Annotated in this window: 20 protein-coding genes, 5 tRNA genes and 1 pseudogene; all 26 read right to left on the minus strand. The window is 67.0% G+C overall.

Annotation, left to right across the window (positions count from 1 at the left end):
* Positions 1-440 precede the first annotated feature (440 nt).
* The 26 genes and pseudogenes from aroA to CGZ88_RS02800 all read right to left on the minus strand — a co-directional run bounded on the left by aroA (position 441) and on the right by CGZ88_RS02800 (position 24595).
* Positions 441-1844, minus strand: coding sequence for a 3-phosphoshikimate 1-carboxyvinyltransferase (gene aroA / locus CGZ88_RS02675; protein ID WP_165778691.1), 1404 nt, complete (start codon positions 1842-1844; stop codon positions 441-443).
* A gap of 158 nt (positions 1845-2002) precedes the next feature.
* A tRNA-Asn gene (locus CGZ88_RS02680) sits at positions 2003-2078 on the minus strand.
* A 512-nt stretch (positions 2079-2590) separates the two neighbouring features.
* A tRNA-Asn gene (locus tag CGZ88_RS02685) sits at positions 2591-2666 on the minus strand.
* A gap of 83 nt (positions 2667-2749) precedes the next feature.
* Positions 2750-3835, minus strand: coding sequence for a tRNA (adenosine(37)-N6)-threonylcarbamoyltransferase complex transferase subunit TsaD (tsaD, locus tag CGZ88_RS02690; RefSeq protein WP_101671121.1), 1086 nt, complete (start codon positions 3833-3835; stop codon positions 2750-2752).
* Positions 3836-3913: 78 nt separating this feature from the next.
* The gene (gene rimI / locus CGZ88_RS02695) at positions 3914-4447 is read right to left on the minus strand and encodes a ribosomal protein S18-alanine N-acetyltransferase (protein ID WP_101671009.1); all 534 of its coding nucleotides are present in this window, start codon (positions 4445-4447) and stop codon (positions 3914-3916) included.
* Positions 4444-5295 (minus strand): tRNA (adenosine(37)-N6)-threonylcarbamoyltransferase complex dimerization subunit type 1 TsaB, encoded by an 852-nt coding sequence (tsaB, locus tag CGZ88_RS02700; RefSeq protein ID WP_101671010.1) that lies wholly within the window; start codon positions 5293-5295, stop codon positions 4444-4446. Before tsaB ends, rimI begins: the two co-directional genes overlap by 4 nt.
* 80 nt (positions 5296-5375) lie before the next feature.
* Positions 5376-5915: pseudogene (tsaE, locus tag CGZ88_RS02705) on the minus strand (tRNA (adenosine(37)-N6)-threonylcarbamoyltransferase complex ATPase subunit type 1 TsaE); the annotation flags it as partial.
* Positions 5916-5958: 43 nt separating this feature from the next.
* The gene (holA, locus tag CGZ88_RS02710; RefSeq protein ID WP_101671011.1) at positions 5959-6939 is read right to left on the minus strand and encodes a DNA polymerase III subunit delta; all 981 of its coding nucleotides are present in this window, start codon (positions 6937-6939) and stop codon (positions 5959-5961) included.
* Positions 6940-6968: 29 nt separating this feature from the next.
* Positions 6969-8909, minus strand: a complete 1941-nt coding sequence (locus CGZ88_RS02715; protein ID WP_133120876.1) for a ComEC/Rec2 family competence protein — start codon at positions 8907-8909, stop codon at positions 6969-6971.
* Between the two features lie 101 nt (positions 8910-9010).
* The gene (locus CGZ88_RS08930) at positions 9011-9934 is read right to left on the minus strand and encodes a helix-hairpin-helix domain-containing protein (protein WP_207761148.1); all 924 of its coding nucleotides are present in this window, start codon (positions 9932-9934) and stop codon (positions 9011-9013) included.
* A 244-nt stretch (positions 9935-10178) separates the two neighbouring features.
* Complete coding sequence (gene leuS, locus CGZ88_RS02725) at positions 10179-13151, minus strand: leucine--tRNA ligase (protein ID WP_026644350.1); 2973 nt, start codon at positions 13149-13151, stop codon at positions 10179-10181.
* Positions 13152-13217: 66 nt separating this feature from the next.
* A complete protein-coding gene (locus tag CGZ88_RS02730) occupies positions 13218-14111 on the minus strand; it encodes a transporter substrate-binding domain-containing protein (RefSeq protein ID WP_101671014.1) in 894 nt (297 codons plus the stop codon).
* A 6-nt stretch (positions 14112-14117) separates the two neighbouring features.
* Positions 14118-15068, minus strand: a complete 951-nt coding sequence (locus CGZ88_RS02735) for a magnesium transporter CorA family protein (protein WP_026644352.1) — start codon at positions 15066-15068, stop codon at positions 14118-14120.
* A 253-nt stretch (positions 15069-15321) separates the two neighbouring features.
* The gene (locus CGZ88_RS02740; protein WP_101671015.1) at positions 15322-16149 is read right to left on the minus strand and encodes a histidine phosphatase family protein; all 828 of its coding nucleotides are present in this window, start codon (positions 16147-16149) and stop codon (positions 15322-15324) included.
* Positions 16150-16199: 50 nt separating this feature from the next.
* Positions 16200-16604: a pyridoxamine 5'-phosphate oxidase family protein gene (locus CGZ88_RS02745; RefSeq protein ID WP_026644354.1), complete on the minus strand. Its 405-nt coding sequence runs from the start codon at positions 16602-16604 to the stop codon at positions 16200-16202.
* Between the two features lie 188 nt (positions 16605-16792).
* Positions 16793-16865, minus strand: a tRNA-Ala gene (locus CGZ88_RS02750).
* A gap of 32 nt (positions 16866-16897) precedes the next feature.
* Positions 16898-16970 (minus strand) — tRNA-Ala (locus CGZ88_RS02755).
* A 106-nt stretch (positions 16971-17076) separates the two neighbouring features.
* On the minus strand, positions 17077-17898 hold the full coding sequence (locus CGZ88_RS09075; protein ID WP_243390037.1) for an ICP22 family protein: 822 nt from the start codon (positions 17896-17898) through the stop codon (positions 17077-17079).
* An 88-nt stretch (positions 17899-17986) separates the two neighbouring features.
* A complete protein-coding gene (locus tag CGZ88_RS02765) occupies positions 17987-18703 on the minus strand; it encodes a histidine phosphatase family protein (RefSeq protein ID WP_101671016.1) in 717 nt (238 codons plus the stop codon).
* Positions 18704-18716: 13 nt separating this feature from the next.
* Positions 18717-19106, minus strand: a complete 390-nt coding sequence (gene rsfS, locus CGZ88_RS02770; protein WP_026644356.1) for a ribosome silencing factor — start codon at positions 19104-19106, stop codon at positions 18717-18719.
* A 1-nt stretch (position 19107) separates the two neighbouring features.
* Positions 19108-20490, minus strand: a complete 1383-nt coding sequence (gene glmU, locus CGZ88_RS02775) for a bifunctional UDP-N-acetylglucosamine diphosphorylase/glucosamine-1-phosphate N-acetyltransferase GlmU (RefSeq protein WP_101671017.1) — start codon at positions 20488-20490, stop codon at positions 19108-19110.
* Between the two features lie 96 nt (positions 20491-20586).
* Positions 20587-20660, minus strand: a tRNA-Gln gene (locus CGZ88_RS02780).
* Positions 20661-20728: 68 nt separating this feature from the next.
* A complete protein-coding gene (locus CGZ88_RS02785; RefSeq protein ID WP_026644358.1) occupies positions 20729-21748 on the minus strand; it encodes a ribose-phosphate diphosphokinase in 1020 nt (339 codons plus the stop codon).
* 78 nt (positions 21749-21826) lie between these two features.
* Positions 21827-22564, minus strand: coding sequence for a nicotinate-nucleotide adenylyltransferase (gene nadD, locus CGZ88_RS02790; protein ID WP_101671123.1), 738 nt, complete (start codon positions 22562-22564; stop codon positions 21827-21829).
* Between the two features lie 16 nt (positions 22565-22580).
* Entirely contained in the window at positions 22581-23165 is a 585-nt protein-coding gene (locus CGZ88_RS02795) for a hypothetical protein (RefSeq protein ID WP_034523402.1), read from the minus strand.
* 116 nt (positions 23166-23281) lie between these two features.
* Positions 23282-24595, minus strand: a complete 1314-nt coding sequence (locus tag CGZ88_RS02800; protein WP_101671019.1) for a glutamate-5-semialdehyde dehydrogenase — start codon at positions 24593-24595, stop codon at positions 23282-23284.
* Between the last annotated feature and the right edge of the window lie 165 nt (positions 24596-24760).

Below are 24760 nucleotides of genomic sequence, written 5' to 3' on the forward strand. Positions count from 1 at the left end.
GCAACACCTCGCCTTACGGGCGGCGCTGTCTTTCGTACAGGCAGCACTCCTATGGGCAGCATCTTTCTTACAGGCAGTACTTCATCCTTACGGGGGCGCCTTTCTTACGGGCGGCATCTTGCTTACGGGTAGCGCTCGCTGCAGGCAGCTTCCGCTTGATCCGTTACGGGCGACCGCGTCGGCGAAACGATTCCGTCATGAGTGTCACGGGATGCAGCCACGCAGACGTGACTGCCCGTAAGAGTGACTACCCGTAAGAATCGCCGCCCATAGACGCAACTGCCCGTAAGAGCGATCGCTTACGGGAACGACTACCCGTAGATATGGCTACCCGTAAGAACGACTACCCGTAAGCATATGAAGGCGGGCGCCGTCCGGGGTGGAGGCGCCCACGAAAGAGGGGTCGGCGTAGTTGCCGTTTGTGGAGTGCGGTGGTTGGGTCACTGATGCTGGGCGAGCATCGACGTCCACATGCCGGTGAAATCGGGGATCGTCTTGCGCGTCGTCTGCACGTCCTTGATTTCGATGCCGGGGATGCGCAGTCCGAGCATCGCCGCGAAAGTGGCCATACGATGGTCGGCGTAGGTCTCCATGACCGCGCCGTGCAGTTCGTCGTCGGCGACCGGTTCGATGGCGATGCCGTTGTCGAGTTCCTCGGCGTGCGCGCCGACACGTTCGATCTCGGTGACGAGCGCCTTGAGACGATTCGTCTCATGGCCACGCAGATGTCCGATGCCGACGAGTTCGGACGGCCCGTCCGCGAGCGTCGCGATGGCGGCGATGCTCGGCGCGATCTCGCCCGCCGCGGACAGATCGAGTTCGCCGAGTCCGCGGATCGCGCCGTCACCGCTCACACACAGCAGACCGGAGAAGTCGTCGTTGAACATTTCACAATCGTTGATTTCGCTGAACGGCTCGCCGTCGAGCATGATCGTCGCTCCGAACTTGTGCAGCATCGACGGCAGCAGACCTCCCGGCTGCGTCGTGTGCGCCGGCCAGTTCGGCACACGCACGTCGCCGCCCGCGATGAGCGCGGCGCCCAGGAACGGCGCGGCGTTCGACAGGTCGGGTTCGACGGTCACGGTGCGCGGCAAATCGAGGATACGCGGCTGCACAAGCCAACGTCCCCGTTCCGGCATCGTCACATCGCCGCCGGCCGCGTTGATGTCCTCCATCGTCATGCGGATGTGCGGCAGGCTCGGCAACGTACGGCCGGTGTGGCGCAGCAGCACGCCTCCGGGAATTCGGGAAGCCGCGAGCAGCAGGCCGGAGACGAACTGCGAGGACGACGATGAATCGACGCGAATCTTGATCGGCTTGCCGTCAGAGGAACCGAGTTTCGTCGGCGGCGTCACCGTGAACGGGAGGCATCCTTCCTCGCCGTGGTATTCGACATGTGCGCCGAGCTGCTTGAGGCCGAACAGCAGCGGCTCCATCGGCCGCGCATACGCCTGCTCGTCGCCGTCGAAACGCACGGGGCCGTCGGCGAACAGCACGAGCGGCGGCACAAAGCGCATCACCGTTCCAGCGAGGCCGCAGAAGACATCCGCGCCACCCCTGAACACGCCGTTCGGCGGCGGCGTCACCGTGACCGTCGTCGGGTCGTCGGCGTCCTCCTGACAGGTCACGCCGAGCGCACGCAACGCATTCATCATCAGGTCGGTGTCGCGCGAGCGCAGCAGACCGCGGATGCGCACGGGGTCGACGCTCAACGCGGCGAGAATGAGATAACGGTTGGAAAGCGATTTGCTGCCCGGAATCGTGACGGTCGCATCCAATGGTGCGGTCGCGAGCGGCGCGGGCCACGGATCGGCCACGACGGCCGTAGGGTTCGGTTCATTCATGCCTCCCATCGTAACGGAGGCGGCTGAACTCGGTGCACGCTGGCCCGCATGCCGAAGAGGGTGCGCGATGGCCACGGAAACGCACACACGACCATCCCTGGCCGGTGCCGTCGCCCACGGCGATCCGATAACGAAAAAGCCGCCCGGAGGCGGCTTGTTGGCTCCTGCGACTGGGCTTGAACCAGTGACCGTCCGATTAACAGTCGGATGCTCTGCCAACTGAGCTACGCAGGAATACTGCTTCGTCGAATCTCTTCAACGCAACAGAAAGACAATATACGCGCCGCACACACGATATGCAAATCGGCGTGTCGCCAGCAGAGCATCCGACCGATTCCCGGCGCCGCCCTCCCCCGCGCGCCGACGTCCACACACATCAATGAATCAACGAAAGAACACCGATTTCAGAGGACACGCCGGAGCAAGAAAAAAGAAGTCAGCCCAAGGCCGGCGGATAAGCCGCGGATCCCGCGCCCCCGAAACCAGTTGACGCGAACCACCCATGCGTCCGTCGAAATCCGTCACGATGCCGGCCTTGAACTGACAATGTCCACTGTACGCGCTTTGTCCGCGAGGGGCACATGTTTGCTCATTTGCATACAAATCCCCCATACTTGCTTCACGATTCGACCATATTCGTCCCCGAAATCCCTGTAATTCCGGCGATTCCGACAATCCCAGCCGCCCGCGCACGAACGCGCAGCACACGCCCTGCGAAACGAGAAAGCCGCCCAAAGGCGGCTTGTTGGCTCCTGCGACTGGGCTTGAACCAGTGACCGTCCGATTAACAGTCGGATGCTCTGCCAACTGAGCTACGCAGGAATACTGCTTCGTCGAATCTCTTCAACGCAACAGAAAGATAATATACGCGTCACACACACGATATGCAAATCGGCGTGTCGTCATCACGGCATCACGATTTGTTCGAGCGGCATCGCCGAATCGATCGGGAAATCCGTCGACGACGGCGTGATGCCCGCCTGCACGAGGTTCGAGCCGAGCATCGCCACCATAGCCCCGTTGTCGGTGCACAGCGCGATGCGTGGCAGTCGCACGTCGACGCCGTGCTCCTCGCCGGCCGTGAGCAGCGCCTGCCGCAGCTGCGAGTTCGCCGAGAACCCGCCGCCGACGATGAGCGTGTCCGCATCGTACTGCGCGCAGCCGCGCATCGCCTTCTTCGCGAGCACGTCGGCGACCGATGCCGCAAGCGACGCGCACACGTCGTCCACCGGAATCGGCTCGCCCGCCGCCTTGCGTTCCTCGATCCAACGTGCGACGGCCGTCTTGACGCCCGAGAAGCTGAAATCATACGGGTGCTGCTTGCCGGCGCGCCCCTGTGTGAGTCCCTGCGGCACATGGATCGCATGCGAGTCGCCGCGCTGCGCGTGTCTGTCGATGTGCGGTCCTCCCGGATATGGGAAGCCGAGCAGACGCGCCACCTTGTCGAAGCATTCGCCGGCGGCGTCGTCGAGCGTCGTGCCGACGACGTCCACATGGCGCGCGATGTCCTCGACGTGCAGCAGCGACGTGTGGCCGCCCGAGACGATGAGCGCCATCGTGTTCGCCGGCAGCGCGCCGAACTGCAGCTGCGTCACGGCGACGTGGCCGATCACGTGGTTGACGCCGTAGACCGGCTTGCCGGCGGCCCATCCGAGCGCCTTCGCGCCGGAGACGCCGACGGCGAGGCAGCCGGCGAGCCCAGGACCTGCCGACACGGCGATCGCGTCGACGTCCGAGACCTCCAGCCCGGCGTCCGCGAGCGCCTTCGAGACGACCGGCACGAAGGCCTGCGCGTGCGCGCGCGACGCGATCTCGGGGATGACGCCGCCGTAGCGTGCATGTTCGTCCATCGACGACGCGACGACGTTCGAGCGCAGCGTGCCACCCTGCACGATCGCCGCCGCCGTCTCGTCGCACGTCGATTCGATGCCGAGGACGATCGGGCCGCCCGTCGGCTGCGCCGTTTCCGTCCGCTCCGTCGTTTTCGTCATCTCCGCCGTCTGTGCCTGTTCCATGCTTCCACCTTGTCTGTCGTGCTTGTTCTGTCGTGCGTTGCCTCGTGCCCGCCGTCAGCGCGCGGCGAATCCCACGACACGCGGCCTGAGCTCGAGGCTCATTGTGTACGCATCCACGCCTTCGGGCTGATAGTACCGTTTGCGCAGCCCCATCCGTTCGAATCCGACGTCCTGATACAGCGTGAGCGCGGCGGTGTTGTCGACGCGCACTTCAAGCAGCATGCGTTCGGCGCCCGCCGCCTTCGCGTCCGCGATCATCCGTTTGAGCAGCGCGCGTCCGATGCCCTCGCGTTGATGGTCGCGCGCGACGCCGATCGTCATGATCTGCGCGTCGTAGCCGTCGTACCAGTAGCCGGCGTAGCCGCGTATGTGCGGCGCTGCGTCGGCTGCGCTGTCCGCATCATCCACGTCCGCATCGGCTGCGTCATCCGCATCGTCGATGTCGAGGTAGTACGAGCGCGCGGGGGCGTCGAGCTCCTGCGCGATGGCGCGTTCGCTCCATGCGCCGGTGCCGAAGAGGTCGCGTTCGAGCGCGCCCATCGCCTTGACGAGCGTCGCGCGGTCGAGTGCATCGGCGGTCACGATCATGCCTGCGCCGTCCCCTCGTCCGTCTTGTGCGCGGGATCGTGGCTGAGCACATGCTTGAGCGGATTCGGCACGCTGACGTCCGGGCGACGCAGATACAGCGGTTCGACGGCGCCCGCACTCTCGTCTGCCGGCGCGTGCGACTGGGCGACCTGCGCGAACAGCCTGAGCCCTTCGGCGCCCATGTCGAGCACGGCGAGGTCGCTGACCGTCTCCACATGTCCGAGGTCTGCCCATGCGGACGCGTACTTGCACGCGCCGTGTCCGATGACGTCGATGACGACGTCGACGCCGGGGTGGGCGACGCGGTAGTCGTCGACGGCCGCGCGCACGCGTTGCGCGATATGGTCGGGCGCGTCGATGTCCATGTCGATGAGCGTCGTCGGATCGCCGTCGTCGGCGTCGAGGTCGGCGTACAGGCCGAAGTAGAGCTGCTTGCGGCGCGCGTCGTTGACGCTGAGCGTGAGCGCGACGAGCGGCGCATCGTCGTCGACGACGCTCACGGCAGCGTAGTCGAAACGGTCGGCGAAGCGCGCGTCGTGGCGGTGCACGGCATGCATGAGCACGGCGTTCGGCGTCAGATCGTCCTGTCCGAGCAACGTCGCGCCCGTCGCGTAGGCGATCGCCTTCGCCGTGACGATGCCGGCGCGCAGCCCGGTGAACGGCGCCGGCCCGACGCCGACGACGATGCGTTCCACTTCGTGCGGCGCGACGCCCGCCTGACTGCAGGCGTCGGCGATGTCATTGCGCAGCCGCTCCACATGGGTGCGCGAATCGTGTTCGACGACCGGGGCGTGTCCGACGATTCCCACGGTCGATCCGAACGATGTGTCGATGACTAAAGTGTGCATGTTCCGTCTTTTCGTTGCAGTGCGTTGTCGTGTTGCAGTGCCTCGTCCTCCGCGGATGGGCGCGGCTCGAAAGCGTCAAGGAAGCCGGCCCAGCGCGCACCGACGCCGGTGAGCGTCGCGTAGCGCACGCCGTCGCTCGTCAGTTCGGCACCGTCCGTCAGCTGCCCGACGGGTCGTTCGAGCACGACGTCGAGCCGTTCGTCGGCAAGCGCCGCGGCCATCTGTTCGCCCCATTCCATCAGGACGACGGCGTGTTCGTCGACGTCTTCGAGCTCCTCGTCCAGTCCGAGCGATTCGAGCTCGTCGAGGAGCCGGTCGACGCTGTCCTGTCCGGGCGCGTAGTCGACGCCGCCCAGACGGTAGGCGTCGACATGGATGAGGTGCGCGGTCCGTCCGTCCGCGAAGACACCGTCGAGTTCGCGCGCAATCGTGAATGTCGGCGATACGATCGGTTCGTCGATGCCGAGGCCGGCACCGAATCCCTGGGCGAAGGTCGTCTTACCGGCCCCCAGGGGGCCCGACAGCAGAATGACCTCGCCGCCGCGCATGCGTTCGGCCACGGCGGCGCCGAGCGCACGCATGTCTTCGGCGTGCGGCAGCGCGAATCGTTTCGATTCCATGTCCTTCGACCTTCCGATGTTGGCGATGTCGTCCCCGACCATGTTACTCAACGCCTTTGTTCGCGATGAGCTCTACGCAGCGCTCGATCGCCCAGGCGACGTCGCCGCCCGTCGTCTTGCACTGCTCGTCCGCCCAAGCGAGCCGACGCACGCATCGTCCGAGCGCCTGCGACGACCAGCCCGCGAGCTGCCGCTGCGTCTTGCGGATGAGCCATGGCGGCATCTTCGCCTCGGCGGCGGTGATCGAGCCGGCACGCACGGCGGAGGCCTTCGCCAACGAGCGCAGCTTCATCGCGAGCGCGCCGACGAGCGCGATCGGGTCGACGCCCTGGGCGAGCGCCGAGCGCAGCATGACGACGGCCTGCGCGCCGTCGCAGGCGAGTGCGGCGTCGGCGACGTTGAAACCGGTGACCTGCGGGTTGGCGATCATGTAGCGGTTGACCTGGTCGAGCGTGATCGGGTCCTCGTCGAAGTCGGTGCACAGCTGGCCGATCATCGCGCACAGCTCGCCGAAGCCGTGTTCGCCGAAGACGGCGGCGAGCTGTTCAGCGGCCTGCGGTTCGACGCGCCGGCCGCGACGTTCGAATTCGCCGATCGCGAAGTTGCGTACGCCGCCCTTCTCCTTGAGCGCCTTGAGATCGTCGACCTGCTGCACGGCCGCGCCGGCGCGCCGCAGCTCGTCGACGAGACGTTTGCCTTTGGGGCCGCCGGCGTGGCGCATGACAACGCCCGAGGCGTTCGGGTCGCCGGAGGATTCGCGCACGTAGGCGACGAGGGCCTTGCCGAGCGATTCGTCGGCGTCCTCGAGATGGGTGAGCAGCACGCCGGCGCGATCGCTCAGCAGCGACGGGCTGACCGCCTCGTCGAAGTCGTAGCCTTCGATGGCGCGCGCGTCGAGTTCGACGAAGTCGGCATCGCGGTGGTTGTCGAGCCATCGGCGCACGTCGGCGCGCGCCTCGCGTTCGTTGAGGAACTCGATGCCGCCGAAGACGATGACGCAGTTCGCGTCGTTGTTCACTCCCATAGTCCCAATGTGTGCGCATCGTTGGACAATCACGGCGCCTCCCCGCTCCGCGCGTATATGCCCCAGCGCCGCCGCCGTGCGCGTCGCCGACGGCCGGCTCTGCGATGCCCGTTTCGTCGTCGTCCGGCCTCGCGCCGGCCATCTCGTCGCCGATCTGCGTGACGTACGCCGTGCCGTGCGACGCCGGCATGCGCGGGACCACGCGGCCGCCAGCGCAGACACGTGAGCATCGCCCATGTGCGCTCCCACCACAGACGCATCCGGACGAAGGGCGCGGGCGACGCGCCGATGCGCCGTCCGGACACGGCCGTGCACTGTTTGGACATGTCGTCACGCAGACGCGCCATCGCACGCAGCAGGACGACGATGAGCACCACGAGCGTCTCGGCGCCGGCAAGCCGCAGCGCACCCGCCGTATCCGACGGCCACGCGAGCTGCGCGGACCCGTCGTCCGCACCGAAGACGTCGGCGGCGATCTCGACGCTTTTCGTGCCGAGCGACGCGCACCAGGCGAGCGCGAATCCGAGCGTCGGCATGCACCAGGAGACGGTGTACGCACCCAGTCCGCACACCGTCGCCATGTCCATCCACGGCGCGACGAGCAGGTTCGCCGGCACCGCCCACAGCGCGATCTGCGGCTGCATGAGCAGCTGCAGCGGCGACGTGAGCAGCTGCGCGCCGATCGTCGTGGCGAGCGCGTCCGCCATGCGCCGCGGAAGCCATTGACGCAGCACGGCGGCGAGCGGCCCCGAGACGAGGGCGATGCCGAGCACCGCCGCGCAGGACAACGCGAAGCCGAAATCGGCGGCGCGAGCGGGTTTGATGACAATCGCGACGATCGCCGTCCACAGCAGCAGCGGCGTCGTCTGTTCACGCCTCCCGAGCAGCACGTAGCCGAGCGCGAACAGATGCATGACGACCGCCCGCATGATCGATTCGCTCGGCACGAGGACGGCGGTGAGCGCCACGACGGCGGCGGCACGGGCAGCGGCGACCGCCCAGCGCGGCGCGAGCGTCCACGAGCACAGCGCCGTCGCCGCCGAGGCGAGCAACGCATAGTGACCGCCGGAGACGGCCATGAGATGGATGATGCCCGCACGCCGGCATCCCTCCTCAAGTCGGCTCGCGTAGACCTCGTCGACGGGCTCACCCTCACCCAGCGCGTCCTGACCGAGCACGCCGAGCGTCAATCCCGGCACGAGGACGCGTCCCTGATCCGAAAGCCCGTCGGCGACGGCGAAGAAGCGCCGCTGCATCGTATGCACGGCGCGTCGCCACGGCGCCGGCGCACGCAGCACGACGGCCGTATCGGCGTCCGCGGCGGCCACCGTCAGCTGCAGCGTCCGCTCATCCCACGGCGCGCGCGCGAGCGTGCCGGACAGTCGGTATTCGCCGCCCTGCACGACGCGCATGCACAACGCGTCAGGCAGCAGCACCCGCACGTCGACGTCCGACGGCATGCGCACGCCACCCGTCTGCACAGCGCCTATCTGCACAGCGCGCGTGGAGGCATGCACCGTGCAGGCGGCCGCGCGCGACGCCGAACGTAGCGCAGGGGCGCGCGTGCGGATATCGACGGTCGCCCGCGCGGAACCCGTACGCGACATGCGGATCGCCGGATCGGCCATGTCGTGCGTCGTCGCGACGGCCGTGGCGAACGCGCCCGTCAGCGCCGCCGCCATGCACACCAGCAACCATGAGGCGCAGCGCAGCGCGGGCGGCGCATGCCCGGCGCGCGCATGGCGCAGCCACGCGTGCACGCCGTGCACCGACGCGAACATGACGGCGCTCGCGCCCAGACACAGCACGACGGCGAGACCGCGCATGCCGCCCGCGCCCTCCTGCAGCGAGCCCGTACCCTCCTGCGGCAGCACGGCGCGCGTCGCGAGCGCCGCCGCCCACAGGCACAGCGCGGCGGGCAGCATGCGCAGGTCGCGTCGCCCCGATTCGCCGTCGGCCCAATGTGTCATGAGGCCGCGCACGCCGTCGGACGCGCGGAGACGTCGCGACGTACGCGTCCGCTGCGCTGTACGCGTATGCTGTGCTGCATGCGTCCGCCGTACCGTGCTCGTCATCGCACCGTCACCTGCCCGCGGATCTTCTCGAGTGTCTTCGGGCCGATGCCGTCGATGTTGAGCAGTTCGTCGACCGCACCGAGCCGTCCCACGCTCATGCGATAGGCGATGATGTTCGCCGCCGTCACCGGACCGATGCCCTTGACCGTTTCGAGCTGCTCCTGCGTCGCCGTATTGAGATCGACGAGCTGCGGCGTCGGCTCGGGCGTCGCCTGCTGCTGCGTCGGCGACTGCGTTTGCTCAGGTGACGGCGTCTGCTGCGGCGACTGCGTCTGTTGAGATGACTGTGATGATTCAGACGGTTGTGTTGATTCAGACGACTGCGCCTGTTCGGACGTCTGCGTGCTCGGCGTGCTCGTGCAGGACGGGGCGTCGGATCGCGTCGCGGCGCGTGGCGACGTCACGACGGGCGTAGGTTCGCCCGATGTGGATGCTAGATTAATCGACTGACGTACGAGCAGCGTGAGGCTCGTCGCAAGCATCACGACGAGGATCGCCATGACGACGAGCGCATGCACCGGCTCGATGCTCAGCCGCGGGCGTGTGCGCGACGGCGACGCACGCTCCTCATCGTCGGCGCGCACGCCGGCGAGTCCGGACAGCAGCTCCCGCGCGCCGTCATTCCCGATGCCAGCATCTCGCACGCCACCTCCTCTTGCGCCAACGTCCCTCGCACCGCCGTTCTGTACACCACTGTCCTGCATACCGTTGTCGATCGCACCGCCATTTCTTGCACAGCGGTGCATGGCGTAGTCGTCCGCGGCGGGGTCGTCCGGCAGGTAGTCGTCCGGTATGTAAGCGTCCGGTACGCAGTCATCCGGTACGTAGTCGTCCGCCGCGTCGATGACCGTGTCCGCACGGCTGGATGGGACGGCGGGGCGCGGCGGCAACGGCACATCAAGTCCTGCCGCGGGCCTCATGCGCATCGTGCGCCCCGTGCGCATCGCGCCGCCTCCTCGCGTCGGGATGGCCGGCCGGACTTCATCATCGTCGTGGATCATGGACCCCACTATCGCGTCACGGGCACGGACGTGTCCACATGGACGGAAGCATGTGTACGGACGCTCCCCTTGTCCACATTCCACCAAGAGCCAAGAACGGCGTCATCGCAACGAAAAAGGAGGGCGCCCCGTGTGGGGACGCCCTCCTTGCGGCGTGTCGCGATCAGTTGCCGGGAACGACCGACACGATCTTCGGCGCCTTGACGATGACCTTGCGCGGAGGCACACCGCCGAGACGGTCGGCGACCGCCTCGAGCGCCATCTTCTCGAGTTCGTCGGGGTCGATGTCCGGGCTCACCTCGAGCTTGGCGCGTACCTTGCCCTTGATCTGCACGACGGCCGTGACCATGTCCTGTCCCACGTAGCGTTCGTCCGCCTGCGGCCATGGATGGTGCGCGAGCGAATGGTCGTGGCCGAGCCTGCTCCACAGCTCCTCGGCGATGTGCGGGGCGATCGGCGAGACCATGAGGATGAGCGGCTCGATCGCCGCGCGCGGCACACGCTCGAGGCCGGTCAGGTGGTTGTTGAGCACGATGAGCTTCGCGATGGCCGTGTTCGGACGCATCGCCTCCATCTCGACCGTCACGTCGGCAATCGTGTTGTTGAGCAGCTTGAGCGTCTTGTCATCCGGCGTCTCGTCGACGACGGTCGTCTCGCCGGTCGTCTCGTCGACGACGTTGCGCCACAGGCGCTGCAGGAAGCGCATACCGCCGACGACGTTGCGCGTGTTCCACGGACGGGACTCGTCGAGTGGGCCCATGCTCATCTCGTACAGGCGGAAGGTGTCCGCGCCGTAGTTGTCGTACATGTCGTCCGGCGTCACGATGTTCTTGAGGCTCTTGCCCATCTTGCCGAACTCGCGGTTGACGTGCTGGCCGTGCCACGTGAAGGTCGGCTCGCCGGACGCGTCCGCTGGGCCCTCCTCGACCTCGTCGGCCGGGACGTATTCGCCGCGGTCGTCGGTGTAGGCCCAGGCCTGGATCATGCCCTGGTTGAACAGCTTGTGGAACGGCTCGCTGGAGTCCACATAGCCCAGATCGAAGAGGATCTTGTGCCAGAAGCGCGAATAGAGCAGATGGAGCACGGCATGCTCGACGCCGCCGATGTACAGGTCGACGCCGCCGGACGTGCCGGCCGTCGGATTGTGATCCGGGCCCATCCAGTAGTCGTATTCGTCGCGTTCGACCATGTGCTCAGTGTCGTGCGGGTCGAGGTAGCGCATGTAGTACCAGCACGAGCCGGCCCAGTTCGGCATCGTGTTCGTCTCGCGGTGGTAGCGCTTGGGGCCGTCGCCCAGATCGAGCGTGACGTCCACCCACTCCGCGTTGCGGCTCAACGGCGCCTCCGGGTTGGACTGCGCGTCCTCCGGGTCGAAGGTCTTCGGGCTGTAGTCGGGCACCTCGGGCAGATCGATCGGCAGCATCGAATCGGGCACGAGATGGGGCACGCCCTCGTCGTCGTAGACGATCGGGAACGGCTCGCCCCAGTAGCGCTGACGGCTGAAGAGCCAGTCGCGCAGACGGTAGCTGACGGCGCCCTTGCCGACCTGCGCCTGCTCGAGCCACGCCGTGACGGCGGCGATCGCGTCGTCGACGCGCATGCCGTTGATGTCGAGCGCGTCGCCGCGCGCCCACGTGGCGTCGACCGACGAGTTGACGACGACGCCATCATGGGAGACGAACGGTGCCTTGCCTTCGTAGTTTGCGAGCGAGTCGCCGCTGTTGGGTAGCGGTTCGACGGTGTAGATGACCGGCAGGCCGTACTTGGTCGCGAAGTCGTAGTCGCGCTGGTCGCCGCCCGGCACGGCCATGATCGCGCCGGTGCCGTAGTCCATCAGCACATAGTCGGCCGTGAACACCGGCAGTTCGGCGCCGGTGATCGGGTTGATCGCGTACAGGCCGGTGAACAGGCCGGTTTTCTCCCCCGCGTCGTTGACGCGGTCGGCCGCGGTCTTCGCCTCGGCCACCATGCGGTAGGCGGCCATCGCCTCGAGCGGCGTCGCATAGCCGCCGGTCCACTGCTCGGGCACGCCGTCGGGCCACTGCTCGGGCACGTGCCCCAGCAGCGGATGCTCGGGCGAGACGACGCAGAAGGTCGCGCCGAACAATGTGTCCGGACGCGTCGTGTAAATCTCCATGTCCTCGAGCGTCTCGCCGGTGCGCACCTTGAAGTGCACGGACGCGCCGTGCGACTCGCCGATCCAGTTGCGCTGCATGAGCTTGACCTTCTCGGGCCAGTCGATCGTGTCGAGATCCTCGATGAGGCGGTGACCGTAGGCGGTGATGCGCATCGACCATTGGCGCAGCTCGCGCTGGAACACCGGGTAGTTGCCGCGCTCGGAGCGTCCCTCGGCGGTCACCTCCTCGTTCGCCAGCACGGTGCCCAGACCCGGACACCAGTTGACCGGCGACTTCGAGATGTAGGCGAGACGGTAGCCGTTGAGCACGTCGGCCTGCTCGGCCTCGCTCAGCTCGTCCCATGCACGGCCCTCATGGCCGTCGATCGCGCGCTCGCCGGAGCGGAACTGCTCGACGAGTTCGCCGATCGGGCGCGCGCAGCCCATCGAACCGCTCGGGTTGCGCTTGTCCGGGTCGTACCATGCGTCGAAGATGCGCGAGAAGATCCACTGCGTCCAGCGCACATAGCCGGGTTCGATCGTCGCGAAGGAGCGGCGGTCATCGAAGCTCAGGCCCATGCGGTGCAGCTGACGGCGCATGTTCGCGATGTTCTGCTCGGTCGTCACGCGCGGATGCTGACCGGTCTTCACGGCGAACTGCTCGGCCGGCAGGCCGAAAGCGTCGTAGCCCATCGCATGCAGCACGTTCTCGCCCTTCATACGATGGTAGCGGCTCACCACGTCGGAGGCGAGGTAGCCGAGCGGATGGCCCACATGCAGGCCCTTGCCGGACGGGTAGGGGAACATGTCCATCGCGAAGAACGGCCGGCGGCCGTCCGCGTGGCGTCCTTCGCCGTCGGTCAGCTCGCCTTCGACGTTCGCCGCCCAGAACGTGCCATGCTCGTCCCAGATCTTCTGCCATTTGCCTTCGATGGTCTGCGCCATCGCGGCGTTGTACCGGAATGCGGACTGATCCGCATCATGCGCCTGCGCCTGCGCGCTCGGTTCGATCTCACTCATAGGGCACGATTATCGTTTTTCAGCTGGACAGTGCCCCGCCGGCCGTCCGCAGTACGAACGCGCGGTTCAGCTCTCGTCGCGCGAGGCGACGATCGTGGGCGGATTGAGCGCGAAGTCGGTGCCGATGCCGAGCGCGCGCTCCGCGTCGTCGGTGATCCTGTCCCATGTGCCGTCGTCGATCATGTCCTGCAGCACCATGTTAATCTGTGCGACGAACTCGTCGCGGTCACCGCCGGTCGCGACGGCGTAGCCGCGGCGGCCAAAGGGCGCGTCGACGAGGTCCGCGTAGGCGGCGCCCGCCTCGGAGCGCAGCCCGGCAAGCACCGGCCTGGAGCCGGCCACGGCGTCGCTTTCGCCGGCGAGCAGCGCGGAGACGCACTTGTTGAAATCGGATTCCTCGCGCCAGCGCACGCCGTCGACGCGGCGTTCCAGCTGTCCGCGCACGTCGTCATCCTCGACGACGCACACAGTGCGGCCGCGCATGTCGTCGGCGCCGCGGATCGTCTTCCTCTCGTCGGCGCGCACGAGCAGCCCGTCGTCGGCGATCAGGTACGGTCCCGAATAGCGCACGTCGCCGCCGCGCGAGGCGAGCTCCTTCGTGAACGCGCGCGCGTCCTTGCCGCCCTCGTAGGCATACGACGTCATCGCGAAGTCGATCGTGCCGTCAGCGAGCATCGCGTCGCGCCGCGCCATCGTCATCGGATGGAAGACGATCTGGCGGTTGCTGTAGCCGATCTTCTCGGCGACGTATTTGGCCACGTCGACGCTCAGGCCGCTGTAGCCCTCCTCGTGGTACCAGCTGACGCCGGGCTCGTCGACGGCGACGCCGATGTTGATCATCGGCCCATCGGCCTGCCCGGGCACGGACACCTGCACCGACGTGCCGCATGCGGCAAGCGGCGATACGGCCGCCACGGCGCACAACATCGCGATGATCCTCGTTCCTCCACGGCTACGCATGCGACCTCATTTGAACAGACGGGAACGGGTGAGGAACCACATCACGAGCAGGGCGAGCAGCATCGCGAGGACGATGATGATCAGGAATCCCCAGCGCGAGCCGGTGAAGGGCATGCCGAGCATGCCGTTCTGGAAGTTCATGCCGTACATCGAGAAGATGAGCGTCGGGATCGACAGCGTGATCGAGATGATCGTGAAGATGCGCATCACGTTGCTCAGGTTGTTGGAGACGACCGACGAGAACGCGTCGGTCATGTTCGCGAGGACGCCGCTGTAGATGTTCGCCATCTCGATCGCCTGCTTGTTCTCGGTGATGACGTCGTCGAGCAGGTCCTCGTCCTCCGGGTACTGCTTGATGCGCGAAAGCGTCGTGAGCTTCTCCATGACGATCTCGTTTGATTTGAGCGACGTGTTGAAATAGACGAGCGTCTTGCTCAGCTCGAGCAGCATCAGGATCTCGCGGTTCTGCATCGAATGGCGCAGACGCAGCTCGAGCTTGTCGGTCTCGCCGTCGATGATGCGCAGATAGCGCAGGTACATCGTCGCGTTGCGGTAGAGGATCTGCAGGATGAAGCGCGAGCGCATGAAGGTGTTGAATCCGCGGATCGTGCCCTCCATGAATGGGTGGAGCACCGGCGTGTCCTGCATGCACACGGTGACGATGAGCGTGCGCGTGACGATGATCGACAACGGGATCGTCTCGTACCAGTTGCGTCCGGAGCGCTCCCCGACCGTCGGGATGTCGACGATGATCATCGTGTAGTCGTCCTCGACGTCGACGCGCGAGCGTTCCTCGTCGTCGAGCGGCGCGCGCAGGTCGGCGAGGTCGATGCCGGTCTCCTGGGCGACGGTGGTGAGTTCGACGTCGGTGGGGTCGCACAGCGCGAGCCATGAGCCGTTCTCCGGCTTGTCTATCTGTTCGACCTGTCCGTGAACGGTGCTGAACATGCGCAGCATGAGATCACCCGCCTCTCATTTCCATTCGCCGGGCCGCGCGGGGACGCGGCCAGTGTTGCGTAGACGTCGACGGTGCAGTGGACGCCGACAGTGTGTGAACGTCGGCAGTGCACACGCCGACGGTGCAGCCATCGACAGTACGACCATCGACATGCAAGCATGAACAGCTTAGCCGCACCTATGAGACACGCCGTCCGGGGCGGCCCCGGGCGGCGTGGCGTGGATTGGTTTGTTGATCGGTGAGGGGATGCGTTCAGCCGGCGATTGGCTTCCACATCGGCATGTCGGGGCTGCGCAGCTCCTGGGGGCCGTTCTCCCAGTCGACGAATTCGGCGATCTGCGGTCCCCTGTTGAACTCGACCAGCAGCCAGCGGTCGCCGTCAGCGCCGCGTTCGAGGGCCATGCGCGACCAGAAGGCGTTGCGCATGCCGTCGAGGCCGTTGGCCTCGTCAACATCCATGCCCAGCAGCGTCGCGATCGTCGCGACGATCCACGAGCCGTGGGAGACGACCATCAGCGTTTCCTCGCCCGGCTCATCCCGCGCCTCGCGCACATAGGAGCGGATCGCCTCGGCGCCGCGCTCGCCGACCTCGCGTCGGCTTTCGACGCCGTGGGCGAGTTCGCCGCCCTCGTGGCGCTTCCATGAACGGAAGTCCTCGGGCCAGCGCTCGAGGATCTCGGCGCGCGTCATGCCCTCCCATTCGCCGAAGGCGCGTTCGCGCAGCCGCGGATCGAGCCGCACGTCGAGGCCGAGGATGTCGGCGAAGGCGTGCGCCGTCTGCTGGGCGCGGAACAGGTCGGAGCTGACGACGCGCATCGTGCGTGCCGCGGCGGGCGCCTTGCGGTACTCCTCGATATCGGCGGCACGCACGGCGCTCACGGGCGGCGTCGGCAGCAGGTCGGGATGGGCGGCGATGTTGCTCACCTTCGCCCAGTAGTAGCGCTGCGCGAGCGCGAGGCCGCTGTGGTCCACCTGCCATTGTCCGATGATGTCGAGGGGGACGTCGATCTGTCCCTGCAGGCGCCGTTCGAGATTCATCGAGGTGCGCCCGTGGCGCAGCATGACGATGTCGGTAATCATCTTTCCTTCTGACTCCTTACTTCGGGGATGGCAGCGGTGCGGCGGGCGGCTCAGTCCTTCTCGATCGTCTTGCCGGCGTGCGCGCCGGCGGACAGGTCCTCGATCATGTTGATCGTCATGACCGGCACGCATGCCGGGACCTTCGTGCCGCGTTCCTCGGCGAGCTTGACCTGCTCGTCGTAGATCGCGTCGTCGGTGTGCAAAACGACCTCGCCGCGGAAGCGGTATCCCTTCTTCTGCTCGAAGTTGACGAACGCGATGACGAGCGGGCTGCCGTTCTCGAGGTTGCGGTAGGTCTGGCCGGCGGTGCGCTCGTGGTAGGCGAGGTGCTCGTCGTCGAGCACGAACATGCTCATCTTCGGGCCGAGGTCCGGGATGCCGTCGGGGCTGACGGTGGCGACCCACGCGAGGTTGTCCTTGATGAAGTCCTTCATTGCTTCGGTAAGCTGTGCCATAGGGGGCTCCTTTCTGTACGCTCCCCACACTACGCGGCCGCGGCCCGCCACACGCCCCGTTGCGCTGTGAAGTGAGCCGGAGGCATGTCGTCTTTCCCACATGTGACCTCGCTCACGTCGGCGTCCCACGCCTCAAAAACTTGCGCCGATAACGAAAAACCCGGCCTAAGCCGGGTGAAAATCTGTCGTGGAGCTAAGGGGATTCGAACCCCTGACCCTCTCCATGCCATGGAGATGCGCTACCAGCTGCGCCATAGCCCCGAATTGGGGGAATCTGTTGCCAGATACCTTCGTGGAGCTAAGGGGATTCGAACCCCTGACCCTCTCCATGCCATGGAGATGCGCTACCAGCTGCGCCATAGCCCCGTCGGCTTTTCAGCCAACTCGAGATAGTCTACATCATGGATTCACGATATGCAAAAGCCCGGCGTGTCGCGTTGTGCGGCATGCCGGGCTCCGCTGTCGTCATGGGTCACTGGGCCTGATGTCCGGCGTCGTCCTTCTGCCGTCCGTCGTCCTGCTGGCCCGTGCCGTCCTGCCCCGAGTCGGTCGATGCGCCGGACTGCGATCCGTCGGCGGCGTCCGTCCCCTGGCTCGCCGACGGCGACGCGCTCGGCTCGACGATCTGCGAACCCGAGCCCGAGTCGTCCTTCGTGCCGGACTCGTCGTCCTGCCGGCTGTGCCCGTCCGTCGACTGCGTGGGGGAGGAACCCGGCGACGACGTCGCATCCGTCGACGGCGTGATGACGGTCGCCGACGGCGACGGCGAGAGATCGCCGCCCTCCTCGCTCGTCATGCTCGGGCTGACGATGTCATGGACGACCGAATCGGTGCCCCTGCCGCCGGTGAGTGCGAGGATGACGCCGGCGGTCACCGCGACGGCGATCAGGCCGGAGACGACGGCGACGACGATCGCCACGCGCTTGTCGTGACGGGTGAGCTGCGGCCTGCCGTGCGACGCCACGGCGGACGCATCCGACGTGACGACGCGACCCTTGCGGCTGCCGCCCTTGCGCGACGAGCCGTGCTTGCGCGTGTCGTCGGCGGCGTCATCGGCGTCGCCCTCTCCCTTCTCGCCGAGCTGCTGCGCGGCGGCATCCTGCAGTTTCTTGCTCGACGCGTCGATGACGTTCTGATAGATCTGCGAAGCCGATGTCGACACGATCGAGGCGACGGCGACGCCGATCACCGAACCCGCGATGCCGATCTTCGACGACAGCAGGAACGACGTGACCGCCGCGAGCGCGCCCGCGAGCAGCTGGGAGAACGATAGTCCTTTGAGAAAATTCTTCACGATCGATTCATCCGGTCATGGCGCGTCCGGCGCCCAGGACGGGCGTCGGACGCGGCGGTGGGCAAAACTGCCATAAGCATAGACCAGTTCACTGTCCGTCAGCCGCATGCCGTGTCGGGTTCTCCCACAGCTCAGTGTCGGCGAGCGCGGGCCCGTGGTTGTAGTCGACGAGGATCCAGCGGTCCGGGTCGTCAAGTCCGGCGTTGACCAGACGCGCCCAATGCGCGTTGCGCATCGACGTGACGGAGACGAAGTCCGGCAGTGCCGATCCGATGCCGAAGAGCACCTGCAGGGTGTTCTCGATGAGCGCGCCGTGGGAGAAGACGAACAGGTCGGTGCTCGCTCCCGCCCGGTGAGACCAGTCGCGCAGCGCCTCGACGCCGCGGGTGCCGGCATGCTCGTGGGATTCGGCATGGTGGCGCATCTCGCCGCCCAGACCGCGGCACCACAGCGCGAAGTCCTTCGGCCACTGCGCGTCGAGCTCCTCGCCGGACATGCCCTCCCAGTCGCCGAAGCTGCGTTCGCGCAGCCGCGGATCGGTGTGGACCTCGAGGCCGAGCGGGTCGGCGAACAGATGCGCGGTGCGGCTCGCGCGCCGCAAATCGGAGGCGACGACGAGCTGGCGCGCGCCCGGATCACGTTCGACGTAGAGCCTGCGCAGCGCGTCGCCGGTCTGGCGCGCCTGCCACAGCCCGACATCGTCGAGCGGGATGTCGATGCTTCCCTGGACGCGGCCGGCAAGATTGTACGAGGTGCGCCCATGCCGCACGAGCGTGATCGAACGCACCGTCTCGATCGCCGTCATTGTCGCGTCTCCGTCAGGCGGCGTCGTCGGCCGGCGCTTCGGGCAGTTCGAGGTCGATGCGCGGGCAGTCGCGCCACAGCCGCTCGAGATGGTAGAAGTCGCGTGCCTCCTCATGCATGACATGGACGATGAAGTCGCCGTAGTCGAGCAGGATCCACTGCGCTTCCTGGATGCCTTCGCGGCCCTTGGGCTGCAGCTTGCCGCCCTTCGTGTACAGGTCCTTCTCGATCTCCTCGGCGATCGCAAGCACCTGACGCTCGTTCGTCGCGGACGCCAGCAGCATGCAGTCGGTGATGCCGATCAGGTCGCTCACGTCGTAGGCGACGATGTCCGACGCCTTCATGCGGTCGGTCGCGGCCGCCGCGATCCTCACCGATTCGATGGATGATTCAAGTGCCGTCATATCAACGCTCCCAAGCTGGTTTCCAATGCTGCACGATGTGCTGCGTGTTCTCCGAATAGACCATCGCGTCATCCGGCACGTCATGGCGGATGACTGATCCGGCGCCGCTCGTGACGTGGTCGCCGACCTCGACCGGCGCGACGAAGAGGTTGCCGGCGCCAATGTGCACGTCCGAGCCGATCGTCGTGTGGTTCTTGTGCACGCCGTCGTAGTTCGCCGTGATCGTGCCGCCGCCGATGTTCGTGCGCTCGCCGAGGTCGGCGTCGCCCACGTAGCTCAGATGCGGCACCTTCGTGCCGTCGCCGATGTGCGCCTTCTTCATCTCGACGAAGGCGCCCGCCTTCGACCCCTTGCCCAAGTCGTTGCCGGCGCGCAGATACGTCCACGGGCCGATCGTCGCGTCGCGGCCGATGTGCGACTCCTGCACGCGCGAACGTTCGACGTGCGCGCCGGCGTCGACGGTCGCGTCGATGAGCGTCGTGTAGGGGCCGACGACGGCGTCCTCGGCGACGACGGTGCGCCCCTGCAGGAAGCAGCCGGGCAGGATCGTCGCGTCCGCGCCAATCGTCACGTCGTCCTCGATCCACGTCGTCGACGGATCGAGGATCGTCACGCCCTCACGCATCCAACGTTCGCACACGCGCATGTTGTGCGCGCGGGCGAGCGCGGCGAGCTGCACGCGGTCGTTGACGCCCTCGACGCTCAACGGGTCGGGCGCGGCGAAGGCGCCGACCTTGCCGCTCGCCTTGGCCGCCTTGAGCGCGTCAGTCAGATAGAACTCGCCCTGCGCGTTGTCCGCGTCGAGGTCGGCGATCGCGTCGGCGAGCACATGCGCGTCGAAGACGTACACCGACGTGTTCACCTCGCGCACCGCCAGCTCGCTGCTGTTCGCGTCCTTCTGCTCGACGATCTTGAGGACGTCGCCGTCGGGATCGCGGATGATGCGGCCGTAACCGGTCGGGTCGTCGAGCACCGTCGTGAGCACCGTCGCGTCGTCGCCGCTCGCCGCATGGTAGTCAAGCAGCGCGCGCAGCGTCTCCGTGTCGAGCAACGGCATGTCCGAGGCCGTGATGAGCACGTCGCCATCGAGGCCACCGTCGGGCGACAGGCGGCGCATCGCGCACTGCACGGCGCGGCCGGTGCCGGGGATGTCGTCCTGTTCGACGATCGTCACGTCGGGGTCGTAGCCGCGCGCCGCCTCGGCGACGCGTTCGCCCTGATGACGCACGACGACGGCGAGCGTCTCGGACCCGAGCGCCTCGACGGAGGACATGACGCGTTCGAGGAAGGTCTTTCCCGCGAAGGTGTGCAGCACCTTCGGCTTCGACGAACGCATGCGCGTGCCCTCGCCGGCTGCCAGCACGATTGCGGCGATTACCGTCATCTGTTCTCCTTTGGTGGATTGGGCCGATGGCCCGTCATGATCCCTGATGCGAAAGGCGTCCGCATCCAAACGTCGAAAGCCGGATGCGGACGCCGCTGGCTCCCCCACCTGGACTCGAACCAAGACAAAGGGTTCCAAAGACCCGTGTGCTGCCATTACACCATGGGGGAACGGCGGGTCGCGCCCGCCAAGTATCCATTATGCCATAGGGCCGGACCACAGGTCCTCCCCCGCCCGATCAGGCGAAGAGGAAGCCCTGCCCGTGATGCTCGGGATAGGTCTCGAAGAGCTCGGCGACCGAGCCGTCCTCGAACACGGCCTTGATCGCGCTCGCCAGCAGCGGAGCAATCGACAGCACCGTCAGGCCGTCCCAGCGCTTCTCCTCGGGGATCGGCACCGTGTCGGTGAGCACGACCTCGCGTGCCCCGCAGCTCTTGAGCCGTTCGACGGCCGGCCCGGAGAGCACGCCGTGCGTCGCCACGACGGTCACCGACTTCGCGCCGGCCTCCTGCAGCACCTTGCACGCGCCGGCGATTGTGCCGGCCGTGTCGATCAGGTCGTCGACGAGCACGCAGTCCTTGCCCTTGACGTCGCCGACGACGCGGTTGGCGACGGCCTGGTTCGGCCGCGTGATGTCGCGCGTCTTGTGCACGAAGGCGAGCGGGCCGCCGCCGAGGCGCTGCGCCCACTGCTCGGCGACGCGGATGCGGCCGGCGTCCGGGGAGACGACGGTCACGTTGTCGAGCTGGTTGGAGAAGCGGTCGCGGATGTAGTCGACGAGCACCGGCATCGCGATGAGATGGTCGACCGGGCCGTCGAAGAAGCCCTGCGACTGCGCGGCATGCAGGTCGACGCTCATGATGCGGTCGGCACCGGCCGTCTTGAGCAGGTCGAAGACCAGACGGCATGAGATCGGCTCACGGCCGCGGTGCTTCTTGTCCTGACGCGAATAGCCGAGCAGCGGGCTGACGGCGGTGATCGAACGCGCCGACGCGCGCTTGAGGGCGTCGATCATGATGAGCTGCTCCATGATCGCCTGATTGACCGGGCTGCTGTGGCTCTGCAGCACGAAGACATCGGCGCCGCGCACGGACTCGGTGTATCGCACGTACATCTCGCCGTTCGCGAAATCGTAGGCGGTCGTCTCGAGCACGTCGATGCCGAGCTGGTCGGCGACGTCCCGGGCGAGCTTGGGATGCGCCCTTCCGGTGACGAGTATCAGGTTCTTGTCTGGTTTGCCTTCGAGGATTGCGCTCACCGTATCTCCAAACGTCAGTTGGTTCGTAACCGTGTCCTCAGTGTAGTGCCGACAGCTGACGTGCGCCGGCGCGCGCGTTCAGTCGCGCGTGCGGTACAGGCCGTGCTTGCCGATGTACTGGACGACGCCGTCGGGCACGAGATACCACACTGGCTCGCCGTGCGTCGCGCGCTCGCGCACATCGGTCGACGAGATCGCCAGCGCCGGGATCTCGAGCATGTCGACGCGTCCGGCCGGCAGCGTGACCGCCGACGAATAGCCGGGGCGCGTGACGGCGACGAAATGCGCGATGCGGAACATCTGCTCGACATCCTTCCATCGCATGATCTCGGCGACGGCGTCCGCGCCGGTGATGAAGAACAGCTCGGCGTCCGGGTACAGCGCGCGCAGATCGCGCAACGTGTCGATCGTGTAGGTGACGCCGGGACGGTCGATGTCGACGCGCGAAACGGTGAACTTCGGGTTCGACGCGGTCGCGATGACGGTCATCAGATAGCGGTCCTCGGCGTTCGTCACATGCTTGTCGAGCTTGAACACCGGCCGTCCGGTCGGCACGAAGACGACCTCGTCGAGGTCGTACACCCACGAGACCTCGGAGGCGGCGACGAGGTGGCCGTTGTGGATCGGGTCGAAGGTGCCGCCCATGATGCCGATGCGCGGGCGCGCATGCCAGTTGCCGCGCGGCGAGCGGCGCCCGGGCGGCGAGACGAGATGCGCCGTCGCCGCGTCGGTCACGGACAGCTCGGCCATGCGACGCGGCGCGCCAGTGGCCGCGTCGGCCACGGCATCGGCGTCGGCGGGGACGTCGTTCGTCATGTCGGCATACGTCATGTCAGTGCTTCTCCTGGGCGTCCGCCGCGGCGCTGTCCGCGGCGACGCGGTCGATCTCCTGCTGCAGCGTCAGTTCCTGCGCGCGGTCGTCGGCGGCCTCGCCGTCCGGATCGATCTTACCCATGTCCTCGTTCCACTCGTCCTGCACGACACGCCGGATCTCGGCGAAGGTCGGCAGCAGGAAGGACGGCTGGAACGCGCGGCGCACATGGGCGACGCGCTCGGTGATGCGGATGAGTGTGTCGGTCATGCCGTCGATGTCGTTGTCGCGTTCCATCGAGCGGAAACGGTCGATGTAGTCCTCCATGAGCACGATCTGCTCGACGACGTCGCGGTAGCGTTCGTCGTCGACCTCCACGACGTCGTCGGCGTCCGTCTCCGGCCAGCCGATGAGCACCGCGTCGGCGTACTCGAGCGACGCGCGCTGCCCCGCCGAGGCGATGCCATCCTCGATCTGCACGAGGAACACGTAGCGCACGAGGCTGAGCCGTTCGGAGGCGACCTTGAGCAGGTTGCGCCGGTCGGCGAGGTCGACGCCCCACGGGTTCGCGAGCACGTGGGCGTCGTCGAAGGTGACGGTCGGCATGCCGTCGCGCACGCCGCAGGTCACGTCGGCGCCGCCGGTGGCCGCGCGCGCGGCGGCGTGCGCGTCAACGTCGTTCATATTGGCGTCGTTCACGTCGACGTCGTTCACGTCGTCGCTCATGCCCTCACCTGACCCGTGCCGTAGCCGATCCACTTCGTCGTCGTCATCTCCTGCAGACCCATCGGGCCGCGCGCGTGCATCTTCTGCGTGGAGATGCCCAGTTCGGCGCCGAAGCCGAACACACCGCCGTCGGTGAAGCGCGTGGAGGCGTTGACCATGACGACCGCCGAGTCGATGTCCTTCGTGAACCGTTCGATCGCGCCGTAGTCCTCGGCGAGGATCGCCTCGGTGTGATGCGTCGAATAGCGGTTGATGTGCGCGATCGCCTCATCCATCGAATCGACGACGCGCACGCCGATCTCAAGGGCGAGGTACTCGGTGCCCCAGTCGGCCTCGTCGGCCTCGAACAGCTTGATGTCGCGGATGTTCGCATCGCCGATGATCCGGTAGGCGACCTCGTCGGCGTGCATGACGACGTCCTCCTGCGCGAGCGCGCGCGCCACGGCCGGCAGGAACTCGTCGGCGACGTCGCGGTGGACGATGAGCTTCTCGGCGGCGTTGCACACGCCGACGCGCTGCGTCTTCGCGTTGAGGATGACCGGAATGGCCTTGGCGAGGTCGGCGGAACGATCGACGTAGATGTGGACGTTGCCGGCACCGGTCTCAATGACCGGGACCTTCGAGTTCTCGACGACGGCCTGGATGAGCCTGGCGCTGCCGCGCGGCACGAGCAGGTCGATGTGGCCGCGCGCTTCCATCATCGCGGTCGCGCCCTCGCGGCCGTAGGCGTCGACGGTGCCGACGAGCGCGTCGTCGAAGCCGAGTTCGCGCAGCGTGTCCGCGACGATTGCGAGCGTCGCCGCGTTCGTGCGCTGCGCCGCATGGCCGCCGCGCAGGATCGCCGCGTTGCCGGACTTGATGCACAGCGAGATGACGTCGACGGTCACGTTCGGCCGCGCCTCGTAGATCATACCGATGACGCCCATCGGCACGCGCACCTGCTGCAGACGCAGGCCGTTGGGCGCCTCGAAGCCGCGCACGACCTGGCCGACCGGGTCGGGCAGCGTCGCGACGTGGCGCATGTCGTTCGCCGACGCGGCGATGCGCGTCACGTCGAACTTGAGACGGTCCAGCTTGCCGGCGTCCATGCCTTCGGCGAAGGCCTGCTCCATGTCGAGGGAGTTCGCCCCGGCGATCTCGTCGGCGCGCGCGTCGAGCGCGTCGGCGATCGCCTCGAGGATGCCGTTCTTGACGTCGGTCGTGGCTTTCGCGAGCTTCGCCTGCGCGGCCCCGGCACGGTCGGCCATCGCGCACACCGCGTCGAAGACGTCGTCGCTGACCTTGTTGTGTTCGCTCTGTGTGTTCGTCATACTTGCACATTAGTGGACGCCATGCCCTCATGCGGCGCATCGTCCACGCATCGTCCACGCATCATGCACACGTTTTCTCTTTATATCGTGCATGCATTTATATCGTGCATACATCGCGCGCGCATCGCATAAGCATCACGCACGGCCGCGCGTTCCGCAACACGG

The sequence above is a fragment of the Bifidobacterium anseris genome, assembly GCF_002860345.1.
In the GTDB taxonomy this organism is placed as follows: domain Bacteria; phylum Actinomycetota; class Actinomycetes; order Actinomycetales; family Bifidobacteriaceae; genus Bifidobacterium; species Bifidobacterium anseris.

Bases quoted from the DNA above. Each gene is read 5' to 3' on its own strand.
- CGZ88_RS02745 (WP_026644354.1), bottom strand. From the start codon at position 16,604: ATGGCACAGCTTACCGAAGCAATGAAGGACTTCATCAAGGACAACCTC.
- glmU (WP_101671017.1), bottom strand. From the start codon at position 20,490: ATGACGGTAATCGCCGCAATCGTGCTGGCAGCCGGCGAGGGCACGCGC.
- holA (WP_101671011.1), bottom strand. From the start codon at position 6,939: ATGGGAGTGAACAACGACGCGAACTGCGTCATCGTCTTCGGCGGCATC.
- CGZ88_RS02730 (WP_101671014.1), bottom strand. From the start codon at position 14,111: ATGCGTAGCCGTGGAGGAACGAGGATCATCGCGATGTTGTGCGCCGTG.
- leuS (WP_026644350.1), bottom strand. From the start codon at position 13,151: ATGAGTGAGATCGAACCGAGCGCGCAGGCGCAGGCGCATGATGCGGAT.
- nadD (WP_101671123.1), bottom strand. From the start codon at position 22,564: ATGACGAACGACGTCCCCGCCGACGCCGATGCCGTGGCCGACGCGGCC.
- CGZ88_RS02735 (WP_026644352.1), bottom strand. From the start codon at position 15,068: ATGCTGCGCATGTTCAGCACCGTTCACGGACAGGTCGAACAGATAGAC.
- CGZ88_RS08930 (WP_207761148.1), bottom strand. From the start codon at position 9,934: ATGAGGCCCGCGGCAGGACTTGATGTGCCGTTGCCGCCGCGCCCCGCC.
- CGZ88_RS02795 (WP_034523402.1), bottom strand. From the start codon at position 23,165: ATGCCGACCGTCACCTTCGACGACGCCCACGTGCTCGCGAACCCGTGG.
- CGZ88_RS02800 (WP_101671019.1), bottom strand. From the start codon at position 24,595: ATGACGAACACACAGAGCGAACACAACAAGGTCAGCGACGACGTCTTC.
- CGZ88_RS02765 (WP_101671016.1), bottom strand. From the start codon at position 18,703: ATGACGGCGATCGAGACGGTGCGTTCGATCACGCTCGTGCGGCATGGG.
- CGZ88_RS02740 (WP_101671015.1), bottom strand. From the start codon at position 16,149: ATGATTACCGACATCGTCATGCTGCGCCACGGGCGCACCTCGATGAAT.
- tsaD (WP_101671121.1), bottom strand. From the start codon at position 3,835: ATGACGAAAACGACGGAGCGGACGGAAACGGCGCAGCCGACGGGCGGC.
- rimI (WP_101671009.1), bottom strand. From the start codon at position 4,447: ATGATCGTGACCGCCGATGCACTCGACCGCGCGACGCTCGTCAAGGCG.
- tsaB (WP_101671010.1), bottom strand. From the start codon at position 5,295: ATGCACACTTTAGTCATCGACACATCGTTCGGATCGACCGTGGGAATC.
- aroA (WP_165778691.1), bottom strand. From the start codon at position 1,844: ATGAATGAACCGAACCCTACGGCCGTCGTGGCCGATCCGTGGCCCGCG.
- rsfS (WP_026644356.1), bottom strand. From the start codon at position 19,106: ATGACGGCACTTGAATCATCCATCGAATCGGTGAGGATCGCGGCGGCC.
- CGZ88_RS02715 (WP_133120876.1), bottom strand. From the start codon at position 8,909: ATGACACATTGGGCCGACGGCGAATCGGGGCGACGCGACCTGCGCATG.